The 21,305-nt window shown below is 43.8% G+C and carries 18 protein-coding genes, 1 other RNA gene and 1 pseudogene; 10 read left to right on the top strand and 10 right to left on the bottom strand.

What is annotated here, in order from left to right:
* Nucleotides 1–8: 8 nt before the first annotated feature.
* The 5 genes and pseudogenes from A7325_RS08000 (at nucleotide 9) to A7325_RS13995 (ending at nucleotide 4,357) form a co-directional block, all read left to right on the top strand.
* A complete protein-coding gene (locus tag A7325_RS08000) occupies nucleotides 9–644 on the top strand; it encodes a response regulator (protein WP_068406669.1) in 636 nt (211 codons plus the stop codon).
* Nucleotides 645–731: 87 nt separating this feature from the next.
* Nucleotides 732–1,253, top strand: coding sequence for a hypothetical protein (locus A7325_RS14005; RefSeq protein ID WP_227514971.1), 522 nt, complete (start codon nucleotides 732–734; stop codon nucleotides 1,251–1,253).
* A complete protein-coding gene (locus tag A7325_RS07995) occupies nucleotides 1,250–2,599 on the top strand; it encodes a sensor histidine kinase (protein WP_227514970.1) in 1,350 nt (449 codons plus the stop codon). The genes A7325_RS14005 and A7325_RS07995 overlap by 4 nt, the downstream gene beginning before the upstream one ends.
* Before the next feature lie 34 nt (nucleotides 2,600–2,633).
* Nucleotides 2,634–4,109: pseudogene (locus A7325_RS14000) on the top strand (sigma-54-dependent transcriptional regulator).
* A 116-nt stretch (nucleotides 4,110–4,225) separates the two neighbouring features.
* Nucleotides 4,226–4,357: a helix-turn-helix domain-containing protein gene (locus A7325_RS13995; RefSeq protein WP_264753705.1), complete on the top strand. Its 132-nt coding sequence runs from the start codon at nucleotides 4,226–4,228 to the stop codon at nucleotides 4,355–4,357.
* Nucleotides 4,358–4,387: 30 nt separating this feature from the next.
* Here the strand turns inward: A7325_RS13995 and A7325_RS07985 are convergent, their stop codons facing one another.
* Together A7325_RS07985 and gpmI are read right to left on the bottom strand one after the other, a co-directional pair.
* Nucleotides 4,388–6,067 carry a S41 family peptidase gene (locus A7325_RS07985; RefSeq protein ID WP_227514968.1) on the bottom strand — a complete coding sequence of 560 codons (1,680 nt, stop codon included), beginning with the start codon at nucleotides 6,065–6,067 and terminating at the stop codon, nucleotides 4,388–4,390.
* Nucleotides 6,068–6,362: 295 nt separating this feature from the next.
* Entirely contained in the window at nucleotides 6,363–8,021 is a 1,659-nt protein-coding gene (gene gpmI / locus A7325_RS07980) for a 2,3-bisphosphoglycerate-independent phosphoglycerate mutase (RefSeq protein WP_082894350.1), read from the bottom strand.
* Nucleotides 8,022–8,267: 246 nt separating this feature from the next.
* Between gpmI and ssrS the strand changes: the two genes are divergently transcribed.
* Nucleotides 8,268–8,463: non-coding RNA, 6S RNA (ssrS, locus tag A7325_RS07975), on the top strand.
* Nucleotides 8,464–8,598: 135 nt separating this feature from the next.
* Here ssrS and A7325_RS07970 read toward each other — a convergent pair.
* Nucleotides 8,599–9,216 (bottom strand): FxsA family protein, encoded by a 618-nt coding sequence (locus tag A7325_RS07970; protein ID WP_068406667.1) that lies wholly within the window; start codon nucleotides 9,214–9,216, stop codon nucleotides 8,599–8,601.
* Nucleotides 9,217–9,369: 153 nt separating this feature from the next.
* Here A7325_RS07970 and ruvC point away from each other — a divergent pair, with 153 nt between their 5' ends.
* Nucleotides 9,370–9,954: a crossover junction endodeoxyribonuclease RuvC gene (gene ruvC / locus A7325_RS07965; RefSeq protein WP_068406664.1), complete on the top strand. Its 585-nt coding sequence runs from the start codon at nucleotides 9,370–9,372 to the stop codon at nucleotides 9,952–9,954.
* Between the two features lie 146 nt (nucleotides 9,955–10,100).
* On the opposite strand, the gene A7325_RS07960 is transcribed toward ruvC, so the two are convergent.
* The 4 genes from A7325_RS07960 to A7325_RS07945 all read right to left on the bottom strand — a co-directional run bounded on the left by A7325_RS07960 (nucleotide 10,101) and on the right by A7325_RS07945 (nucleotide 15,080).
* Nucleotides 10,101–11,081, bottom strand: a complete 981-nt coding sequence (locus tag A7325_RS07960) for an META domain-containing protein (protein WP_068406662.1) — start codon at nucleotides 11,079–11,081, stop codon at nucleotides 10,101–10,103.
* A 290-nt stretch (nucleotides 11,082–11,371) separates the two neighbouring features.
* Nucleotides 11,372–12,031, bottom strand: coding sequence for a glutathione S-transferase family protein (locus A7325_RS07955; RefSeq protein WP_068406659.1), 660 nt, complete (start codon nucleotides 12,029–12,031; stop codon nucleotides 11,372–11,374).
* Nucleotides 12,032–12,281: 250 nt separating this feature from the next.
* A complete protein-coding gene (locus A7325_RS07950; protein ID WP_068406656.1) occupies nucleotides 12,282–12,920 on the bottom strand; it encodes a peroxiredoxin in 639 nt (212 codons plus the stop codon).
* A gap of 420 nt (nucleotides 12,921–13,340) precedes the next feature.
* Complete coding sequence (locus A7325_RS07945) at nucleotides 13,341–15,080, bottom strand: glutamine--tRNA ligase/YqeY domain fusion protein (protein ID WP_068406653.1); 1,740 nt, start codon at nucleotides 15,078–15,080, stop codon at nucleotides 13,341–13,343.
* 275 nt (nucleotides 15,081–15,355) lie between these two features.
* Between A7325_RS07945 and A7325_RS07940 the strand changes: the two genes are divergently transcribed.
* Both A7325_RS07940 and A7325_RS07935 read left to right on the top strand, forming a co-directional pair.
* Nucleotides 15,356–15,871 carry a peptidylprolyl isomerase gene (locus A7325_RS07940; RefSeq protein WP_068406650.1) on the top strand — a complete coding sequence of 172 codons (516 nt, stop codon included), beginning with the start codon at nucleotides 15,356–15,358 and terminating at the stop codon, nucleotides 15,869–15,871.
* A 77-nt stretch (nucleotides 15,872–15,948) separates the two neighbouring features.
* Nucleotides 15,949–16,791: a UDP-2,3-diacylglucosamine diphosphatase gene (locus A7325_RS07935; RefSeq protein ID WP_068406647.1), complete on the top strand. Its 843-nt coding sequence runs from the start codon at nucleotides 15,949–15,951 to the stop codon at nucleotides 16,789–16,791.
* Nucleotides 16,792–16,941: 150 nt separating this feature from the next.
* Here the strand turns inward: A7325_RS07935 and A7325_RS07930 are convergent, their stop codons facing one another.
* The 3 genes from A7325_RS07930 to surE form a co-directional block, all read right to left on the bottom strand.
* Nucleotides 16,942–18,246, bottom strand: a complete 1,305-nt coding sequence (locus A7325_RS07930) for a lytic murein transglycosylase (RefSeq protein WP_068406644.1) — start codon at nucleotides 18,244–18,246, stop codon at nucleotides 16,942–16,944.
* A gap of 127 nt (nucleotides 18,247–18,373) precedes the next feature.
* On the bottom strand, nucleotides 18,374–19,177 hold the full coding sequence (locus A7325_RS07925; RefSeq protein ID WP_068406640.1) for a peptidoglycan DD-metalloendopeptidase family protein: 804 nt from the start codon (nucleotides 19,175–19,177) through the stop codon (nucleotides 18,374–18,376).
* 274 nt (nucleotides 19,178–19,451) lie between these two features.
* On the bottom strand, nucleotides 19,452–20,252 hold the full coding sequence (gene surE / locus A7325_RS07920; protein WP_227514967.1) for a 5'/3'-nucleotidase SurE: 801 nt from the start codon (nucleotides 20,250–20,252) through the stop codon (nucleotides 19,452–19,454).
* A gap of 488 nt (nucleotides 20,253–20,740) precedes the next feature.
* On the opposite strand from surE, the gene A7325_RS07915 reads away from it, so the two are divergent.
* Complete coding sequence (locus A7325_RS07915) at nucleotides 20,741–21,178, top strand: MCR_0457 family protein (protein WP_068406636.1); 438 nt, start codon at nucleotides 20,741–20,743, stop codon at nucleotides 21,176–21,178.
* The last annotated feature ends 127 nt before the right edge of the window (nucleotides 21,179–21,305 follow it).

Raw genomic sequence — 21,305 nt, 5'->3', positions numbered from 1 at the left:
GTATAACTATGATTCGAGTACTAGTAGTAGATGATCATGATTTGGTGCGAATGGGCATTAGCCGCATGTTGGCAGATAGTGCCGATATCGAAGTCGTCGGCGAAGCAGATAGCGGCGATATGGCGATTAAATTGGCAAAACAACTGCGTCCGGATGTGATATTGCTCGATGTCAATATGCCCAATATTGGCGGGCTTGAAGCCACCAAACGCCTTATTCAGCTTGATATGGGCTTTAAGATTTTGGCCGTGAGTAGCATGTCAGCGCAGCCTTACCCGTCGATGCTCATCAAAGCGGGTGTCAATGGTTATATCACCAAAGGGACGCCGCTTGATGAGATGATACGCGCGGTGAAAAAAGTCTATCAGGGCGGGCGTTACTTTAGCCAAGACGTTGCCGAGCAATTGGCGAATGTTCTGCTATCTGATAATGCCAGCTCACCTTTTGACTTATTAAGTGACCGTGAAAAACAGGTCGCGATGATGGTGGTAAATTGCCAAAGTCCGCAGCAAATCGCCGATCAACTATTTGTCAGCGTCAAAACCATCAATACTTATCGTTACCGTATTTATGAAAAAGTCGGTGTCGATAGCGATGTAAAGCTGACCCATTTGGCCATTCGCCATGGGCTTATTCAACCGTAAGTCGCTATGCGCATGCATTTTAGGCGTCTTTTCTTTTATGACGGTTAATTTTTAAAGCCTATAGAAATACCGAAACCCTTAACGCCTATGAAATTTCTAAAACCTGCGCCGTCGAAACCTATGAACTCTATTAGTAGCGTCATCGCGACTGTTATTGATTATTTTCAGCGCGATGACACCTTACCTTTGCCGCAGTTGCGCAGGCTAGGTCTGATTTATAGCAGCTATCGCTTTGTCGTCAGCCTATTTTCGATGCTGATGGTGTATATCACAGCGCGCGCTAACGATGGCTCATCATTACCAAGTTTTTTGCAGCAAACCGCGCTCAGTTTTTATGTCCTTCTAAGCTTAATTTTATTGGGTTTATTTTATGTGGTGACCAAGCATCCACGGCAACAGCTGGCGTTTGGTTTGGCAGTAGACGTCATTATTTTAAGCTTACTGCTTTATACCGCTGGCGCGCCTGATTTGCAGTTGACCATGCTGTATATGGTGGTGGTTGCCGCCAGCTTTATGCTGCTTCATAGCTCGCAAGCGCTGATTATTACTTTACTGGCGATTATTTTCGTTATCTATCAGCAGTTTTTTATGCGATTGCCAATAGCATGAGTTTGGCAAATTTGGGTGATGCGCTCCTGATGTCAGCCAGCTTCTTGGCAGTCGGCGGTTTAAGTTGGTCAATCTCGCAGCGCTTGGTACAAGTTGAGAAAGTAGCGGCCCGCCACGCCAAAGAAGTCGAACGCTTAAACGTTATCAATCAAGAAGTCATCCCCCAAATGGCCAACGGTGTCATTGTTATCGATTGTGAACAAGTAGTTTTAGCTAACCTTGCGGCTTATCAATTACTCAGTATTCCAAATACTACGGCAATGGAGGCAGAGTATGTTGAGACAAATGCTGCGCTCAGTAGCTCGCCAAACAACTTGTTAAACAATTCTTTAAACAGCCATGCAAACAACTCTTCAAATAATATTAAAAATCATATTGCAAACAAACCACTCGCCGACTTTCAGCAGCAGTTTCGCGCGCAACATTTGCAGCTTTTTGAAGCCTGCCTATCGATAGAAACAGGACAATCTCGCAGTTTTATCTATGAATTGCCAGCTACTGCCAATGCCTCTGTCTTTGGTAAGCTTCGCGTCGAAATCATTCCGTTAAAAGATGACAGTAAGCTTGTCATATTGGAAGACTTACGCCGCGAACAAGCCAGCGCCCAACAGTTAAAATTGGCCTCACTCGGGCAACTGACCGCCAGTATTGCTCATGAAATAAGAAATCCTTTAGCCGCTATCTCGCAAGCCAGTCAACTACTGATAGAAGATATTGAAGAAAGTCAGGCCATAGAGAGTGCAAGCGCAAATGATGCCTTGGCTGGCAATCATGAGCTTTATAAAATGATATTCACGCAAACAAAGCGCGTTAATCGTATTATTGAAGACGTTTTAAAACTGTCACGCCAGCAAACCGCTAAGCAGCAATTAATTGCTCTTGCCGACTGGATGCCAGAATTTTTGACAAACTATTTTCAAGGTCACGATGTTTTTTTACACAGTCATGCGCAGCCGACCATCTCCTTTGATCCGCATCAATTAGAGCAAATTTTTATCAATTTAATTAACAATGGCTTACGTCATAGCAATTATGCTCACCCTCATGCCGTTGTGGAAATCGAAATTTATTGTGCCGATAACGATGTTATAATTGATGTATTGGACGATGGCACAGGTGTAAGCACGGCAGATTTAAACCACTTGTTCAATCCATTTTTTACCACTGATAAGGCGGGCACAGGTTTAGGCTTGTATTTATCGCAAGCATTTTGTGAGGCCAACCATGCGCGCCTACTTTATATTCCAGAACACAAAAAAACCTGTTTTCGTTTGATTGCGCCTGCTACTGACAACGCGGCCATTGATAATGAAGCAGTTGAAAACTTAGATAAAACCTATTTTTAATGCCTTGCAGTATTTTAAGACAATGAGATGATGTATGACCACAACCGCGCTAGTCGTTGATGATGAAGTAGATTTATGCCGCTTGATGCAAATTACCTTAACCAAAATGGGCATCAAAAGCGATGTGGCTTATACCTTGTTGCAAGCCAAAGCCTATTGGCAAGCAAACGACTATGATTTTTATTTAACCGATTTAAAACTCCCTGATGGTTCAGGCTTAGAGTTGGTTAAGCATATTAGCAGCAGCTCAAGTACGCCCGTTGCCGTGATTACCGCGCATGGCAGTATGGATTTGGCGATTGAAGCACTGAAGCTGGGCGCTTTTGACTTTGTTAATAAGCCGCTTGAGCTGCCGCGCCTGCGTCAATTGGTTGAAAATGCACTCAAGGTTATTCATCAAGATAACGCCGCAAAGTCAACACCTGAGCAGCAAATGCTCGATAGCCGTCTGATTGGCGACTCAGCTGTCATGCACCCGTTAAAAAATACCATTTTAAAATTAGCGCGCTCGCAAGCGCCAGTTTTTTTATCGGGGGCGTCAGGCACTGGTAAAGAAGTGGTTGCGCGCTTAGTCCATGACTTAAGTCCGCGCCGTAATAGCAGCTTTGTACCAGTCAACTGCGGCGCGATTCCATAAGAGCTGATGGAGTCAGAATTTTTTGGTCATAAAAAAGGCAGCTTTACTGGCGCTGTGGCTGATAAACAAGGACTGTTTCAACAGGCTAATGGCGGTACGCTATTTTTAGATGAGGTCGCCGACTTGCCACTAGCGATGCAGGTCAAATTACTGCGCGCCATTCAAGAAAAAACTGTGCGCGCGATCGGCGATACCAAAGAAGTGCCAGTTGATATTCGTACCCTATCAGCGACGCATAAGGATTTAAATCAGCTGGTACAAGAAGGTAGCTTTCGCCAAGATTTATATTACCGCATCAATGTCATTGAGCTTAAACTGCCGACGCTTAACGCAAGACGTGATGATATACCGGTATTGGCCAAGCACTTTTTGACCCTGATTGCGGACGAATGGCAATTGGAGTCGCCGCCAACACTGACCCATGCTGCGTGCGCGCGCCTACAACATCACGACTTTGCGGGTAATGTACGCGAATTACGTAATATCCTTGAACGCGCGATAACCTTAGCGGAGACATCCACTATTGATGCGAGTCATTTGGGCTTAGCTGATGTAGACAATGAACAATTAGAGAACACGCAAGAAGCTATTGCAGAAGTAGAGCAAAATAATAGCGCTGACAAAGCGACCCTTTCAAGCAATGCTATTTTAGATAAAAGTGAAAGCGTAGTAATAGAATCTAGAAAAGATAATGCGGTAAAAAAAGACGTAGAAGGTGCAGAAAAAGACAGCCTGCAACAGGCAAAAGCCACTGTATCTCCTTATCGCACGATTACTCAGCACTATCCTTCAATGAATGCGCGCGCGGCGACCAGTCCCGTAGCACAACCTGATAAAGCAAAGCAGCAGCCAGCGCTATATCAGAACCATTAACAAATGAGATTGAGAAGCTAGAAGATTCAAAACCATCCGTAAATCAAGAAAATATTAGCGCGGGTCAATTACCTGCCCAAGGCTTAGAGCATTATTTGCAAGAGCAGGAAAGGCAGTTGATTATTACCGCCCTTAAACAGACAAACTGGAATAAGACCCAAGCTGCTGAATTGTTGGGCACCACTTTCCGCTCGTTACGCTATCGTATGTCAAAGCTTGAAATTGCTGAAAATCAATCTGAGCAATAAATAAGTACTCATATGTAGATAAAAGTTAAATTAAGGCTTGGCTCTAACCTTTGGCTTTTCAGTCGGCTTTTCAGTCACGTGCTCGATGATTGTATTGTTTTGAGTCACTTTATTTTTAACAACTTTATTATTAGTATCATCTTGATTAGGAACGTTTTTTGCTTGAGGCTTGCGTACAAAGCGAACACCCGACGGCAAGGCTTTTTGTCTGAGTAAATCAAGCGCCTGTTGCTCCCATGTGCTTTCATTTCCTGTTAAAGTCACATCAGGCGCTACCCCAACCCCATCTATTTTTTTACCCGAAGCGGTCATGTAATGGGCAACGGTCAGCTTCACCGCCTGCTCGTCATTCAGCGGTATCACAGACTGCACTGAACCTTTACCATAGCTGACCTCGCCTAAAATAGTCGCGCGTTTTTGCGCTTGCAAACTACTGGCTAAGACCTCAGCCGCTGAAGCAGAATAACGATTTTGCAACACCACAACTGGCATAGTATCTAATAACGCTGCACCTTGCGTCGATAGTGTGCGTGAGTCGCTTTGACGACCTTTGACTTGTACCACATCGGTATTGGTCATAAATAAGCTGGCAACGCTTACCGCTGACGCCAATACACCGCCTGGGTTGTCACGCATGTCTAATAAAATTCCCTTAACAGGCGCGTCCAAATCAATTAACCCTTGTAACAGCTTCTCACGGCTATTGTTTTGAAAGGCGGGTAATCTAACAATAGCCATTCCATCTACCAGCCGTGTTTCAATAATTTGTGGATGGTTGTGATTACGCTGTAAAGTCGTGGTATGTTTACGCCGTCCTGCTTTTGATGTCACGACATCCACTTGGGTACCTGCAATGCCCGTTAGCAATTGCTCAATGTCATTACTTTCTTCGTCTTCGCCAAGTTTAAACTCGTCCACTTGGTGCAAATAATCGCCAACGGCAATACCTTTTTTATCGGCAGGCGAGCCATCAACTACCTCAGTAATCACCCAATAGCCTACTTTAGGCTGATACTGCACCTTGATACCGATATCACCGACGTCGCCTTCAGTAAAAGCACGCAGATTCTCATAAGCTTCTGCATCCAAAAACTCAGCGTGGCTATCAAGCTTGGTCAACATACCGCTCATGGCGTTGCTAAATAGCTCTTCGTCATTGACTGTATCCACGTATTCGCGTCGTACCAAATCAACGACGGCCACAAAGGTTTTGAGCGTTTCAGGCGAAATGGCCTTTAACGATACTTGCGCAACTTCAGCGGGAATATCGGTGTTTATCACGTCTGACTCGTCATTTAGCGCGCTTTCATCGGCAACAGCATCTATCGAGTCATCGACTTGATCGGCAGATTCGAGCATATCGGCGATATCTGATAAATCGTCGGCGTTATTAGCTTGCTCGGCATTACTTAAGGATACATCGTCGTCGTTAAGCCCAATCAATTGCAAGCTTGCGGTAGGATTTTTGCCAGTATTATTGATTTTTTGATTATCATTGGTAGCAGCCTGTGCTGGCATATTGACCACACCTAGCCCTACTACACTGCTTATAAGAGCGGGTTTTAATAGCTGAGAGCTGATTGATTTGACATTAAAAGACTTCATTTTAAAAGATTTAGAACCAATAAATTTAGAATCAACAGGCAATGGCAAGATGATATTTCTCAAGCTTTTAGACAGCAATAAGGATAAAGGGCGAATTGGACGCATAATAAATTACTCAAAGAAAGGATTTGGTTATTATTTTTATAACTTTTGGATTATATGGATATTTATGATTATAAAGTTATTCATGAACAATGTCGTCTAAAATAACACTGCGCTTCTACCTAAGACTAGGACAGTATTGCAAGTAACTTAAACAATATGTATCAAGCAAAATGCGGGGATGCGCAAAAAAAAATGCAAAAAAAGGGAAAGACACTCAATATCTTTCCCTTTTTATAAAACTCAATAGCTTTAGCAGTAGTAATAGACTGATAAATGACCCTATTAAATGTCTAGTTTATGTAGCCGAAAGCAGTAAGTTTTTACCGGTCATCTCATCTGGTTGCTCGATTTCCATTAATGCCAAAATCGTAGGCGCAATATCACTAAGCTTGCCACCGCTACGTACTTTTACGGCTTTCTCACCAATATAAATCAATGGCACAAGCTCAGTAGTATGCTGCGTATGCACCTGACCACTTTCATAGTCTTGCATCTGCTCACAGTTGCCATGGTCAGCAGTGATCAGCATGTCGCCACCCGCAGCACGTACCGCTTTTTCTAAACGACCAATGCACACATCTAACGCCTCTACCGCCTTGACAGCAGCTTCAAAGACGCCTGTATGACCGACCATATCGCCGTTGGCATAGTTGACTACTAAAACATCGTATTTACCCGACTCGATAGCAGCGACCAGCTCATCGGTCACCTCAGGCGCACTCATTTCTGGCTGTAAATCGTAAGTAGCAACATCAGGCGATGGCACTAAAATCCGCGTCTCGCCTTCATATTCATCTTCGCGGCCGCCGCTAAAGAAAAAGGTCACGTGCGCATATTTTTCAGTTTCAGCGATACGTAGCTGGGTTTTACCTTTATCTTGTAAATACTCGCCAAGCGTATTGGTCAAAGACGCTGGATAATAAGCGATACTGGTTTTTGGATTGTCCGCTAACACGTCAGAGTATTTGGTCAACATCACAAAAGCGGCAAGCTTTGGTTGCTTATGACGGGCAAAACCAGAAAACTCATGATCTGGTAGCACAAAGGCTTGCGCAAGCTCACGGGCACGGTCAGCGCGGAAGTTCATAAAGATAAGTGCGTCATTGTCATCGACGGTATAAGGCACTTCGTCGCGACCAATCACCACCGTTGGATTGATAAACTCATCGGTTTCGCGTGCTTTATACGCCGCTTGTATGGCGCCATCGGCGCGCGTGGCTAAGCGATCGGCTTTACCTTCGGTGATAAGCTCATAGGCTTTTTGCACGCGGTCCCAGCGATTATCACGATCCATTGCATAATAGCGCCCAATAATACTGGCAATTTGCACGCGGCCACCTTCATAGTGGTCATTGAGCTTAGCAATATGATCGCGTAAGCGGTTGATGTACTTATCAGCAGATTTTGGCGGCGTATCACGGCCATCTAAAAAACAATGCACAAAGACATTTTTGGCACCGTGTACCAATGCCGAATGGCACATAGCCTCGATATGGTCTTGATGTGAGTGCACGCCGCCATCAGACAACAATCCCATAATATGCACGTTACCACCGAGCTTATTTGCCGCTTTTACGGCATTAACCAGTGCTTCGTTTTTATAGAACTCACGATTGGCGACTTCATTTGAGATACGAGTGGAGTCTTGATAAAGCACGCGGCCAGCGCCCAAATTCATATGACCAACTTCTGAGTTACCAAACTGACCATCTGGCAGACCGACATCCTCTCCTGAAGCCGATATCAATCCATGCGGATATTGCTGATAAATCTTATCTAAATTTGGCATATGGGCGGCAGCAATCGCATTATCCTTATCGTCTTCACGATGCCCAAAACCATCTAATATCATTAAGACATGGGGCACTTTTTTATTTTGCTCGCTATCTTGCTTATTATTGAGCTGAGCCTGACTATCGTCGATAATTTCTGCTTGTTGCTGGTTATGGGTCATGGATTACCGCTCCTCAAGTGAATGAACGCCTAGAATGCTATCTTAGGATGTTTACAGTCCTCTATATTAACACATATCTCAAAATAGCTGAAAAATCGTCCTTTTAAGCCATATTTATGCCCTTAAAAGTTCTGCCATTTCATGGTAAATACAATGAACACTCAACATCATTCATGCTGCTCATTAACCCTACGTAGCAATCTGTAAATCGTACTTGCAATCACTCAAGTCATTGGTTAAGATAATTATATTCTGAAGTGTTGGCTAGTAGATGTTTATTCCCTGAGCCGATAATGCTTTACCAGGATGTGGTACCTATTGCCTCATTGTGTATGCCTGCACCGCTTGCGGTGTCTCAGGAAACCTGCAGAGGCAGTGACGCATCCGCCCTGAACTTCACGGTTCATGGGTCACCATCTTACGGCGGCACTTCGGTTGTTTTATTCAGTTATTCACTATTTTATTTATAAATATTATCTTTTATAAAAAATAGTTTTAAAACTCAAAAAGCCCCTTTTATTAATGATAAAAGGGGCATTTTTATGTCGGCAAGAATATCTATTTAATAATAAATTGATTATTCATCATTGGCAGATTTGGTAATTTTCTTCACATCTTTAGGGATGTTTTTAGCCGTCCCATCGACAGTAGTATGTTGTTTAAACACATTGCCAAACGGATTTTGTTGCTGTTGACCAAATGGATTTTGATTGTTCATACCACCAGCACCGCCAAATGGATTCTGACCGCCCATGCCGCCTGCGCCACCAAACGGGTTTTGTCCACCCATCTGTTTTGCCATCATCTCCATCATTTTTTGCTGATTGTTCATAACGTAATTATTAGCAAAGTCTTTGAGCTTTTTTTGCACCGGCGGTAATATTACTAATAACGCCAATAAATCACTTAACACACCTGGAATCAGCAGCAAAAGACCCGCCGCTGCTACAGCGACACTTTTAATCATGGTTGATTCTTGTGGACGCATCGCAGGGTTCATCATACCGCCCGCTTTCATCTGCTGCGCCATTGGATTGAGTGCTGCCATCCCTTTACGTATAAGAGAGATACCGATAACGGCGGCGATAATAAACCACATAAACACCCACCAACCGCTCATAAATTGAGCAAGCAAATACCACAGCAGCATCTCGATAATAAACCAAACGATGGCAATACCAACTATCTGACCCATAAAGTGTCGTCCTATAAGATAAAATCTAAAAAATTAAGCGCCATGCAAATTAATATGGCTAACATATGATGTATATGGGGATTGATTGCTATACTATCAAACTTACGGCTGATTTTTAAGCCATAAAACAAAATGTAAGTAAGACGGAATACTATGGCAATTATTATCGGGATTGACCCAGGTTCGCGCATGACCGGTTATGGCATTATCCAACAAACGGGCGACAAACTTACGTATATAGACGCAGGCACCATTCGTACAGATACCAAAGAGATGCCTGAGCGCCTAAAGCGTATTTTTAATGGCTTAACGCGTATCACCCAGCATCATTTAAAATATGGCGATGAGCCGATTTATACCGCTATCGAGCAAGTTTTTATGGCAGAAAACCCAGACTCAGCGTTGAAGCTCGGGCAAGCTCGCGGTGCTGCGATTGCCGCTATGGTCGCTCTTGATTTAGAAGTATCGGAATATACCGCTCGCCAAATTAAGCAAGCGGTCTGCGGTTATGGTGCGGCGGCAAAAGAGCAAGTACAAGAAATGGTCTGCCGCATTTTGGCGTTAGAGGTGGTGCCGCAGCAAGATGCCGCTGATGGCCTTGCCTGCGCCATTTGTCATGCGCATTCAAGCCATTCCATGAACAAACTCATAATGAATAGCGCCATGCGCGGACGCGGCGCTTCGAAGAAAAAAGGCCGCTGGCGTTTGACCGAAGAAGACTTGGGCAATTTGCGTTAATATAAAAACAGATATTCATAGAATAAAGCAAACGCCCATAAAAAAACACGCGTCCAAACGGCGCGTGTTTTGTTTAAATTATCTCTTCTATTTAAGTCATAATTTTAAATAATAAAAATGACCAACAAACCTACTTTAACAAAGCATTACTCTACCACGCTACTCTCAATCACTGCATCGAGTACATAGGCATATTCTTGCGCTTCTGCATTCTCGTTAGCGTCTAACTCATAGCGCTGGAGACGCAGTACTTCATTATGCATACCATCAGGCTGATAGCCATCGATTTCACCGTTAAAGGCTGTCCACTCACCTTCACTAACTTTGATACCTTGGTCATCATAAGTAATGGGTTTTACTTGTAAGCATAACTCTGAACTCTTATCAGCGCAGGCTACTTTCTTAGCATTGACCGCCCAAAATACCGTTTCACCTTTACTGTTATATTTGGCTTGCGAAGTCAGCTTTCCTGCCCAAACTAACGTCGCCGCGTCGCTTGTGATTTGCGTTAAGACGGGTTGATGACTTTCAGCCGTTGCGCTCTCAGCACGACCGTTTTCGACATTGGCGTCTAATACTAAGGTCAATTGATTCTCACCTTGCATTAGCTCATTCAATTGGTTTTCAGCCTTATCAAGCTCACCGCACGACATTTTGGTGCTCATACCGTCTTCGATGGTCAACGTCTGACCTTGAAGCTGATAACCTGCGCTCATGGTATTGCAGCCGACACTATAGTTTAAGCTATTCTCGCCTTGGTATTGGCTAAAGCTCAAGCGCACTTGGTCTTTGATATCGAGCAATGTATTTAGTGGCTGTGCACCTTTATCGCTTGCAGACATCAGTGTCCAGCGATAACGGGTAAGATTGGCTATCATTTGTTCTTCAGTGCTCATCTCAGCCGCCTTGGACTCATCATTTTCTAGCGTAGCATCAGGCGTAGCAGCATTACCATCGACTTCGTTAGCATTTTCTGTCTGTACATCATTCTCGCTTGGTACTGAGGATTCTTGGCAGGCAGTTAATGTCAGACTTACCGCTAGAATGCTAGGCAATACAGCAAATCTAGCCAAAGACTTTATAAAAGATGATTCCGTAAAATATTGGGTGTCAAAAGATGAGGTCATAACAGTCATACCTTGTGAGTAAACCTTTTCGATATTCCGCTTTCTAGCATACGAAGTTTTTACCATACAAATTGCAATTGTATCTGTTTTTGTAAAGTGTTCATAATTTGACCACTGTAGCGCCGATGTTATCTATTATTGTTACAAAGTGTTTAATTTTATAGATTGATAGTAACTATTTTCGATAGTTTTTCTGATTTTGTCATTAAAAAAAGCCTTAACTGGCTAATATGGTTGTTAGCTAATTAAGGCTTTTGGCTATGTAAAGCTCGGTTTATAAAGCGACCTTATCATTCATCATAAGCAGGTTTGGCTTTTGCCATATTTTTAATACTAAAGCGCTCATGCATCATTTGATAAAAACGCGCCAAATTCTCACCTTGCTCATTCGGATTTACTTTCAGCGCTTTACCAAAATCTAGACCCAAATACAGTACGATATCGGCAAAGCTCAACTGCTCACCGACCAAATAATCATGACCGTTTAAGGCATTTTCAAAATAAGGTAGGGCTTTTATCGCGCGGGCAATAGAGGGCGCGACAAACTCAGGTACTTGCTCGACACGCTGCGCTTTGGACGGATGGCTATGCTGAAACGCCAGCATAAAGTTATATAGCACCTCAAACTCGGCAATACGGCGCATCGAGCATACTTGCGCCCGCTGTACGACGTCATTACCCATCACTGAACGCTCACCATAGACGCGGTCGAGATACTCACATACCGCCTGCGAGTCATTCAGCACCGTACCATCATCCAAGGTTAATACCGGCACCGTCTGCATAGGGTTAATTTTGGTAAATTCCTCGGACATCTGCTCATTGGTAGCGAAGTCGATATCGACCACATCAAGATCATCCATATCATCGACATCGATACCTTTTGACGCTAATAAAATAAGCGCTTTACGTGGATTTGGGGCGGTACGGGTTAAGTATAATTTTTTCATGGCAAACTCCTTGTAAGACGGTTTTAAAGCGACTCAGCGCCCTTTGGTTTTATTATGGTTATTGCATTATCGTTCATGGATAAAACTGTGAATATCATGTGTAGACATTTCAGCCTGTTATTATCATAACAAAACCTCATGCAATATGCTCTTCTAATAAAAGGCTGAAAATCTGAAAAAGTAAAAGCCCTATAACATGACGTCATAGGGCTTATTAACTTGAAACAACTGCTTGGACTAGCTGCTCAACTTATTTGTTAGGCGCAGGCGTGGTACGGAGATAAGGTTTAATTTCGGTATGGCCTTTTGGATAATTGGCGGGGATATCTTCATTTTTCACGCTTGGTGGAATGATAACGTCATCGCCTTCTTTCCAATCAACTGGCGTTGCGACATTATACTCATCAGACAATTGCATCGCATCGATAACACGGACGATTTCATCGAAGTTACGACCACAGCTAGCTGGATAAGTCAGGGTTAAGCGTACTTTTTTGTTTGGATCAATGATAAACACACTTCGAACCGTCGCGGTATTGTCGGCATTTGGATGAATCATGTCATAAAGATCCGCCACTTTGCGGTCTGAATCGGCAATGATAGGGAAGTTAACAGCGGTACCTTGGGTTTCTTCAATATCTTTGGCCCAGCCTTTATGGTCCTCTAAACCATCAACTGATAGGGCGATTGCTTTTACATTGCGCTTTTGGAACTCACCGCCTAATGCTGCGGTACGACCAAGCTCAGTGGTACATACTGGCGTATAATCTGCAGGATGTGAGAAAAAGACAACCCAACTGTCCCCTGCCCATTCGTGGAAATTGATATCACCATCAGTGGTTGTCGCGTCAAAATTTGGTGCAGTATCACCTAAACGTAAATTTGCCATGCTTTATTCCTTATTTATATGAGTGATGAGCGTTAGTATTTATTCACCTCTAAAGGTATCCATGCGCTCTATTGTTATAAACGTATTTAGTTATAAATGTTCCTAGTTATAAATGTACTTAGCTATCAACATACTCGGTCAATACTACACAATAACTCAAATTACGTCAGCAAGAATTCTCTTCTATCTTAGCAAACTGGTTATGAATGTCTTGTGATGGATTGTAATGCGCTTATGCCATTTATTACTAAGAATCCAAGTTTGCATTTAAAACATTAACCAAATCAATATTCTGAACCCTTCAAGAAAATCCACGTTCATAAAAAAGCCCATCTCTAGCGTACTAGAAATGGGCGATTTTGAAAACTACTATTGTTGAGTAACGTTTTAAACTTTAATAATAGAGCCAATAGTTCTACACTAAGCCGGTTTATAGCTGTCACGTAAGCTCACGATTTGATTAAACACTGGCTTGTCGCTCGAGTGGTCTTCACTATCAGCAATAAAGTAGCCCTCACGCTCGAACTGGAATCGCGTACCAGCATTGGCATTAGCAAGCGATGGCTCAACTACGGCATCGAGCTCAATCAACGAGTTAGGATTTAGCGCTTGATGAACCTCGGCGACGCTACTTGGATCTTCAGCGCTAAATAGCTGCTCATACATGCGTACCGTCGCTTGCACGCCTTGGCTTGCTGAGACCCAATGAATCACGCCTTTAACCTTACGGCCTTCAGGGTTGTTACCCAAAGTCGCAGGGTCAATCGTGGCTTTTAGCTCAACCACGTTACCTGCGTCATCTAGCACATGCTCAGTCACTGCCAACACATAAGTGTTACGCAGACGGATTTCTGGCTTTTCTGGAGATAAACGCTTATAGCCTGCTGGCGGCTCAATCTCGTAATCGCCTTGGTCAATATAAAGGGTTTCGGTAAACGGAATTTCACGCTCGCCCATATCAACGTTAGGATGATTTGGCTGGGTTAACCATAAAGTCTGAGCGTCTTCATCCCAGCGCGCATTGACGCTATCAGCTTTTTGCGATTCCCAACTGCTAACCGCATCGCTAAAGTTAGTAATCGTCACTTTTAAAGGTTTGAGAACCGCCATACCGCGCGCGGTCGTCGTCTCTAATGACTGACGAATACTAAATTCTAATAGACGAAAATCAACGACGCTGTCTACCTTAGTCACGCCGACGCGTTCACTAAAATCGCGTAAACCTTCAGGCGTATAACCGCGGCGGCGCATACCTGCAATCGTCGGCATACGTGGATCATCCCAACCGCTAACGATACCTTCGTCAACCAACTGCTTTAATTTGCGTTTACTGGTCAAGGTATGGTCGACGTTTAGACGACTAAACTCGTACTGGTGCGGCGGCACATCAAAGCCAATTTTTTCAACTGCCCAATCATAAAACGGGCGATGGTCTTCAAATTCCAGTGTACATAAAGAATGGGTAATGCCTTCGAGTGCATCAGAGAGCGGATGGGCAAAATCATACATCGGATAAATACACCATTTATCACCGGTTTGATGATGGGCTTGGTGCATAACACGATAGATAACAGGGTCGCGCATATTCATGTTTGGGCTTGCCATGTCAATCTTGGCGCGCAGCACGGCTTTGCCTTCGGCAAACTTGCCTTCTTTCATATCATTAAAGAGCTTTAAGTTTTCTTCAACACTGGCATCACGCTGCGGCGACGGCGTGCCTGCTTCATTAAATGAGCCACGATTATCGCGAATTTGCTCAGGCGATTGCAAGTCCACATAAGCATCACCCTGCTCAATCAACTGTACGGCCCATGCGTACAACTGGTCAAAGTAGCCTGACGCATGGTGCGCCTCGCCTGCCCACTCAAAGCCAAGCCATTTCACATCATTTTCAATATTATCAATATAGTCTTGCTTCTCTGCGGTTGGGTTGGTGTCATCAAAGCGTAAGTTACAAACGCCGCCAAACTCTTCGGCGATACCAAAGTTTAAACAGATAGATTTGACATGACCTAAGTGCAAATAGCCGTTTGGCTCAGGTGGAAAACGCGTCACGATTTGCGGATATTTTTGCGCTTTGACATCATCGCGAATGATATTACGAATAAAATCGTTTTTTTGTTCGTCTTTTTGTACATTGTTGCTTGAGTGCTCACTCATTACTCATTGCTCCTAGCGCAAGGTTTCAGTCTATAACACGTGTCATTACGCTTTATAAAAGGTTCAAAATAAGAAAATTTAAAATAATCAATCAAAAATCGCTGATAAAAGATAACGTTGCGTTATTCTATCAGCTTTTGCAAAGGCATTAACAGCCTGATACATGACAGACGACAAAAAAGCCGTTAGACTAGCCATAACTTTTTAGTCACTAACTTTTTAACCACCACTTAACAGCGTTATTTTAGGCGCTACAATCAAAAAAGGAATATCACATGGTAGACATGCCACCAGTAGTAGAACTTGACACCAATATGGGTGCGATCGTTATCGAACTCAATGAAGAAAAAGCGCCAAAAACGGTCGAAAACTTTTTAAACTATGTAAAATCTGGTCATTATGACGGAACGATTTTTCATCGCATCATTGACGGCTTTATGATTCAAGGCGGCGGTATGGACGCTGAAATGAATGAAAAAGCAACCAATGCACCCGTTGAAAACGAAGCGGACAATGGCTTGAAAAATGACAAAGGTACGATTGCGATGGCCCGTACGCAAGACCCACATTCAGCAACCAGCCAGTTTTTTATTAACGTAAAAGACAACGATTTTCTAAACCATTCTGGCAAAAACATGCAGGGTTGGGGCTACACCGTATTTGGTAAAGTCACTAGCGGCATGGATGTTATCGACAAAATGCGCGGTGTACCAACCGGCCGTTTTGGCATGCATGCTGATGTGCCAAACGAGCCTGTAGTCATCAACTCTGCGACTATCATTACGCAGTAATCGTTTTTTATAAACGGTATAAGATAAGCGGTTTGTCATTAATAGCCGCTTATCTTACCTTATGAGGATAAAGATACATGCAAAGCTTTAATCATTTAATCACGACCCGCCCTCATGAGGTGCGGCAAGTTTTGATTAGCGATTTGCATTTATCGCCAGAAGAGCCTGCCTTAGTGCAGGCTTTTTTGGCCCTGCTCGATGATTGCCTTGCCTTGCCTACGCTTAAACGCTTATTTATCTTAGGCGATTGGTTTGAGGTTTGGATTGGCGATGACGCTTATTTGACTTTGTCAGAAGACGCGCGCCAAATCCATTGGCTCACGCCGCTTATCGTTAAACTAAAAAAACTACGGATAGCTGGCTGTGAGATATTGGTCATGCATGGCAACCGTGATTTCCTCTTAGGTCAGCCCTTTTGTAGCTTATTTGGCGGTGAGCTGATTTATGAGCCGTATTATTTAACCGTCGGACAGCAGAATTACCGCTTAGAACACGGCGATGCCTTATGTACCGATGATAAAAAATATCAGTTTTTTCGCAAAATGATGCGTAACCGTTTGACCCAGTGGTATTTGCTCAATAAATCGCTGACAAAACGTTTAGCCATCGCAGATAAATTACGGCAAAAAAGTCAGCAAAATAATGCCAACAAAGCCGCTTATATCATGGACGTCAATGAAGATGCAGTAATACAAGCCATAGCAGACAGCGATGCGTTGTTACATGGTCATACCCATCGCCCAGCTATTCATCAGGCGACGGCAGATAAAAAACGCTATGTACTTGGTGATTGGCGCTTGCTTGATAAAGACTCACGCCAGCCAAAAGTCAGTGCGGTGATTGGGGCGGTGACAGCAGATGGCGATACAGGCGATAACGATGCTGGGTTTGAGTTGATTGAGTTTAAGATGACTGTCTAAACTCTATCTAAACTGCTGCTACAATTTTTATAAAATTGTACGAACAAAAAAACTCCGCTTAGCACGGAGTTTTTTTATTTATGAGAGTTAATTATTTTTAAACCATCGTTGTAAATAACGATTATCCAAAAACAGTGACTTTACTCTGTCTCACCATCCTGCCAACGAAGATGCTGTGCGTTGAGTAATAAAGCCGTCTGGCGTTTGACCATTATCTGCTTGCCAGCGCTGGAACGCCTTACGCGTATTGGTACCAACGATGCCATCAGCGCCTTTGGTATCATAACCCATGCTGGTTAAACGCTGCTGCAAATTACGCACTTGCGCGGTCGATAATGGACGCTCATAGCGCGGCCATGATTTCTGTAAGCCGCTCTGACCTGCCAGCGCTTTACCAAGTAAGCTCACACCAAGCGCATAGTTTGATGAGTTGTTGTAAACCTTGATGACATCAAAGTTTGGGCTAAGTAATAGGACTGGACCATCTTTACCAGCAGGTAGCCATAGCTCCATTTGCGTATTGGCATCTAAATAAACATCAGCGATGGTATCCACGCCCATCGCCGCCCATCTAGCCGCAGGTTGCTTGGTACCAACCGTTGAGTAATCAAACGACGCAGGTACAGTCGCTTCATAAAATGGCGCAAGGCCTCGCACCCAACCTGAATTACTCAGGTAATTGGCAGTAGAGGCCAGAGCATCGCTCGTTGCCCATGGGTTACGATGACCGTTACCATCACCATCAACGCCGTGTTTCAGCCAGGTATCAGGGATAAACTGCGTCTGCCCCATACCGCCTGCCCAAGAGCCATCGAGCTGTGACCATGAGACATCGCCGCGCTGCAATAGCGTCGCTAGTGACAATAACTGGGTTTCAGCAAATTCTTGGCGACGCCCATCATAAGCAAGGCTGGCAAGCGAGCTTGGAATACTGCTATTGCCCGTTACCACACCGTATGATGACTCCATGCCCCAAATCGCAGCGATGATTTCTGCATTGACGCCGTACTGCGACTCTAACTGTGATAAAAATGCGCGTTGCTCGGCAAACTTACGCTTACCTGTGCTGACACGGCCATCTGATACGGCAGAATCGACATATTCCCAAGGCATTTTAGAAAACTCTGGCTGCCCTGAATCCAGCAAGATAACTTGCTGATTTAAATAAGCCATGTCCATTAAACGACGCACGGTTGAAGCATCATGACCCGCTGCAATGGCGCGCATCGAAAAATCAGACTTCCAATCGGAAAAACTGTTATAGCTTGGTTTAGTAACCGGCTGCGGCTTGACGACTGGTACAGGCGTTGGCTTTACCTGAATGGTTTGGGTTTGGGTAATTTGCACATTACCTTGGCGTACAGGGGTACTCGGCTTTTGCATTGCCTGCTGGCTGGTACAGCCGACCATAACTAACGCGGGAAACAAGGCAAGGTATTGTTTGTTTAATAACATAAATTTCTCAAATATGAATAAGTAAAGCAACTGATAGCTAATAATTAATAGCGAGCAAGCAATAACAATTAACAGCCACCAAAAAATTGCAGCAAATTTAACGTTTTAAAATCTAACGTCTTAAAATTTAACGTCCAAGCACCGCACGTGGGTCGATAGGGTTACCATTTAGGCGTACTTGGAATTCTAAGCCGACCTGATTGGTCTCACCGCTGCTACCCATATTTGCAATACGCTGTCCGCGCTGTACCGCTTCACCTTCTTTTACCAGCAAGGCACTGTTGTGCGCATAGGCGGTAATATAGTTATCGCTATGGCGAATCATAATTAGATTGCCATACTCAGGCAGGCCGTTACCTGAATAGAGTACCGTACCCGATTGGCTGGCAAGCACTGGATCACCGACATTACCGGCAAACCACATACCCATATTACCGGCAGCAGCATCAAAGTTACGAATCACTTGGTTGCGACTTGGATACTCATAACCCGATGTTGCGTTGGCGGTCACTTCATAAACAGGCGTTTGCGAATAGTTCGGAGTATTGTTCACAGGCGGTGTATAACTCGGCTGTGGCCGTGTTTGAGCAGGGGCATTATAGCGACTGTTATTATTGGCGTTTACTGGCTCGACTTGCCATAATTTGAGCCATTGACCACTATAAATCGTATATTTGCTATCTAAACCATTGATCGCACCGATTTGGCGATAATTGAGACGATAGCGGGCGGCGATTTGACTGACAGTGTCGCCACGCTGCACACGATAATAATTGGGCACGCCTTGTCCATTGGTGATAATCTTCGGACCCTGATTAGCGCCTTGATAAGTAGGCTTGGTGGCACAGCCGACCATCGTCACGGTCGCTGCCGTCAATGTTCCCATCAAGGCTAGGGTTGCTAAGCGTGATCCAGCAATAAGCTTCTTCATACAAGATTTCCTATTCTTTATGTTACTCACAAACTCCTTGTGTTACTCACAAGCATTTTGCTAACGGTTATAACGTTTAATGTCCTAAACACCATAATTATTCATTTAATAACCAATGGTTTTTAGCTCATTCAATAATAAATGGTTTTTAGCGATTTTAAGCCCTAGCAAATTTAGTACTAATAAATTTAAGCATTGGCCAATTTAAGCACGGGCAAATATCATCATAAACTTAGATAAATCAGTCAATTTACAGCACTAATTAGAGGGCTAATTACAGTACTAAGGCTGAGAGTGACGCAAGGGTTTCGGTCGGCGTATGATGCAGGCGCACAGGCGATACACTAATATACCCTGCTGCCACCGCTTGGTCATCCATCATCTGTATTTCTGCTGATTCAATACTTGCGTCGTCTGTTAATAATTCCCGTTGGCGTTTGCGTAACGATAGCCAGTAGGCATCGCGTCCGCGTGGATCGACCACATGATGAACGGGACGCGCAATCTGACTGTGACTCAGCGCTGTTATTTTTCGACCTTTAATCGCAGCTACGCTTTTGACATCAGGAATATTAACGTTTAATACATGATAGGGCAAATTTTTGCAAGCCTCCAATATCGGTGTATCGGTCATGAGTTTGACAATCTCATTGGCCGCCATTTGATAATGACTGGCCTGCTGCGCTTCGTCATTTTTTGTGCCGCCACCTACCAAAGAGGTTGCGATCGCTGGTATGCCAAAAAGCTGCGCGGTCAATGCAGCGCCAAAGGTACCCGAAAACAATACGTCCTGACCAAGATTGGCACCGGAATTGATGCCAGTAATCACCCAGTCAAAATCGCTATGACGATAGAGTTCATGTAACGCCAAGTAGATACAATCAGCGGGTGAACCATTGACCGCTATAAAACCCGAATCTAACTTATGGGTATATAACGGCGTTGAGATGCTCAAAGCGCTTGCGCAGCCGCTCTGCTCGTTGCTTGGCGCAACCACCACCACTTCTGCGACGGTTGACAATGCCTGATAAAGCGCCAACAACCCAGGCGCATGCACCCCATCATCATTACTCATTAAAATCTTCATTTTTGCCCAACTCTGCTTAATATCGTCATTAATGACCGTCTGTCAGGTTCTCTACTTTTTTATCCTAAAACCGCTATAATTATGCCTGCCGAAATCAAGAAAAATAAAGACAGACATTATAGATAGCGCTGTCGCGTTTTAGATTTTGGGCGATTATACCCTACTCGCCTCGCGAGGCGAACCCAGACTTTGAGCAAGTTCAACTTACTATTTGATTTTATTCATAATTTTAATAATAGCAGCAAGCATCTTTTGCAAAAGGTAAAACGTTGGGGTTACAGTAGGCAACAAGAGACAACATGATCAATTGATATTTTTATGTTGAGGTAACTTAGGGCGATATAATGCTGATATGTTGCTGTAAAGGCGGCTTAGCTCACAATATATCTACACATAAATCAATATTTTATGTGACTTTTATTTTTTTACCCATTAACATAGCACCATCAAACAAAGATAAGCGAGTGTAATACTGAATGAAAAATCAATCGATATTATCTATAGCTTCTGTGATAGCAAAGACCGCCTCAAAAGTTGGTCTTGCAGGACTGATAACGTCTATTGCTATGCTGTCTCAAGCGACCCAAGCTGCGTCCAATGCGTCGACTACCATTCCAGTAGATTTATCGGGCATTAATATCACTAAGCATGAAATTGCGGTGATGCATGTGTTATCAGAGATTTGCCCGCCGATGTTAACTGGCAAACAAAAACAGCGCTTTTATAAATCTTATAACGTGCAGCTGCATGAATTGATGCCATCGTTAGAGGATCCAAAAGCGGCTATTCAATACTTGTCTACGCAGCAAGATTACCGTCAAATCTTGCAAGGTATTCGTAGTTGGACCATGGGCTTCTCAAAGCAAGAGAACAAAGCCTTATGCGAAGATTTGGCCAATGCTGAATATCATTAATCCGTTTCGTTGACATACTCCCGCCACTTTCGACAAGCTCAAGCGGGGGATTCTAAAAGCAAAAGCTCTTAGGCGACTTTCTCACGACCGTCGCAAGTTTTCTGCTTCAACGGGCGACCTTTACTGC

The organism is Psychrobacter sp. SHUES1, from assembly GCF_001652315.1.
GTDB lineage: Bacteria > Pseudomonadota > Gammaproteobacteria > Pseudomonadales > Moraxellaceae > Psychrobacter > Psychrobacter faecalis.
This window is presented reverse-complemented; position numbering and strand designations above follow the sequence as displayed.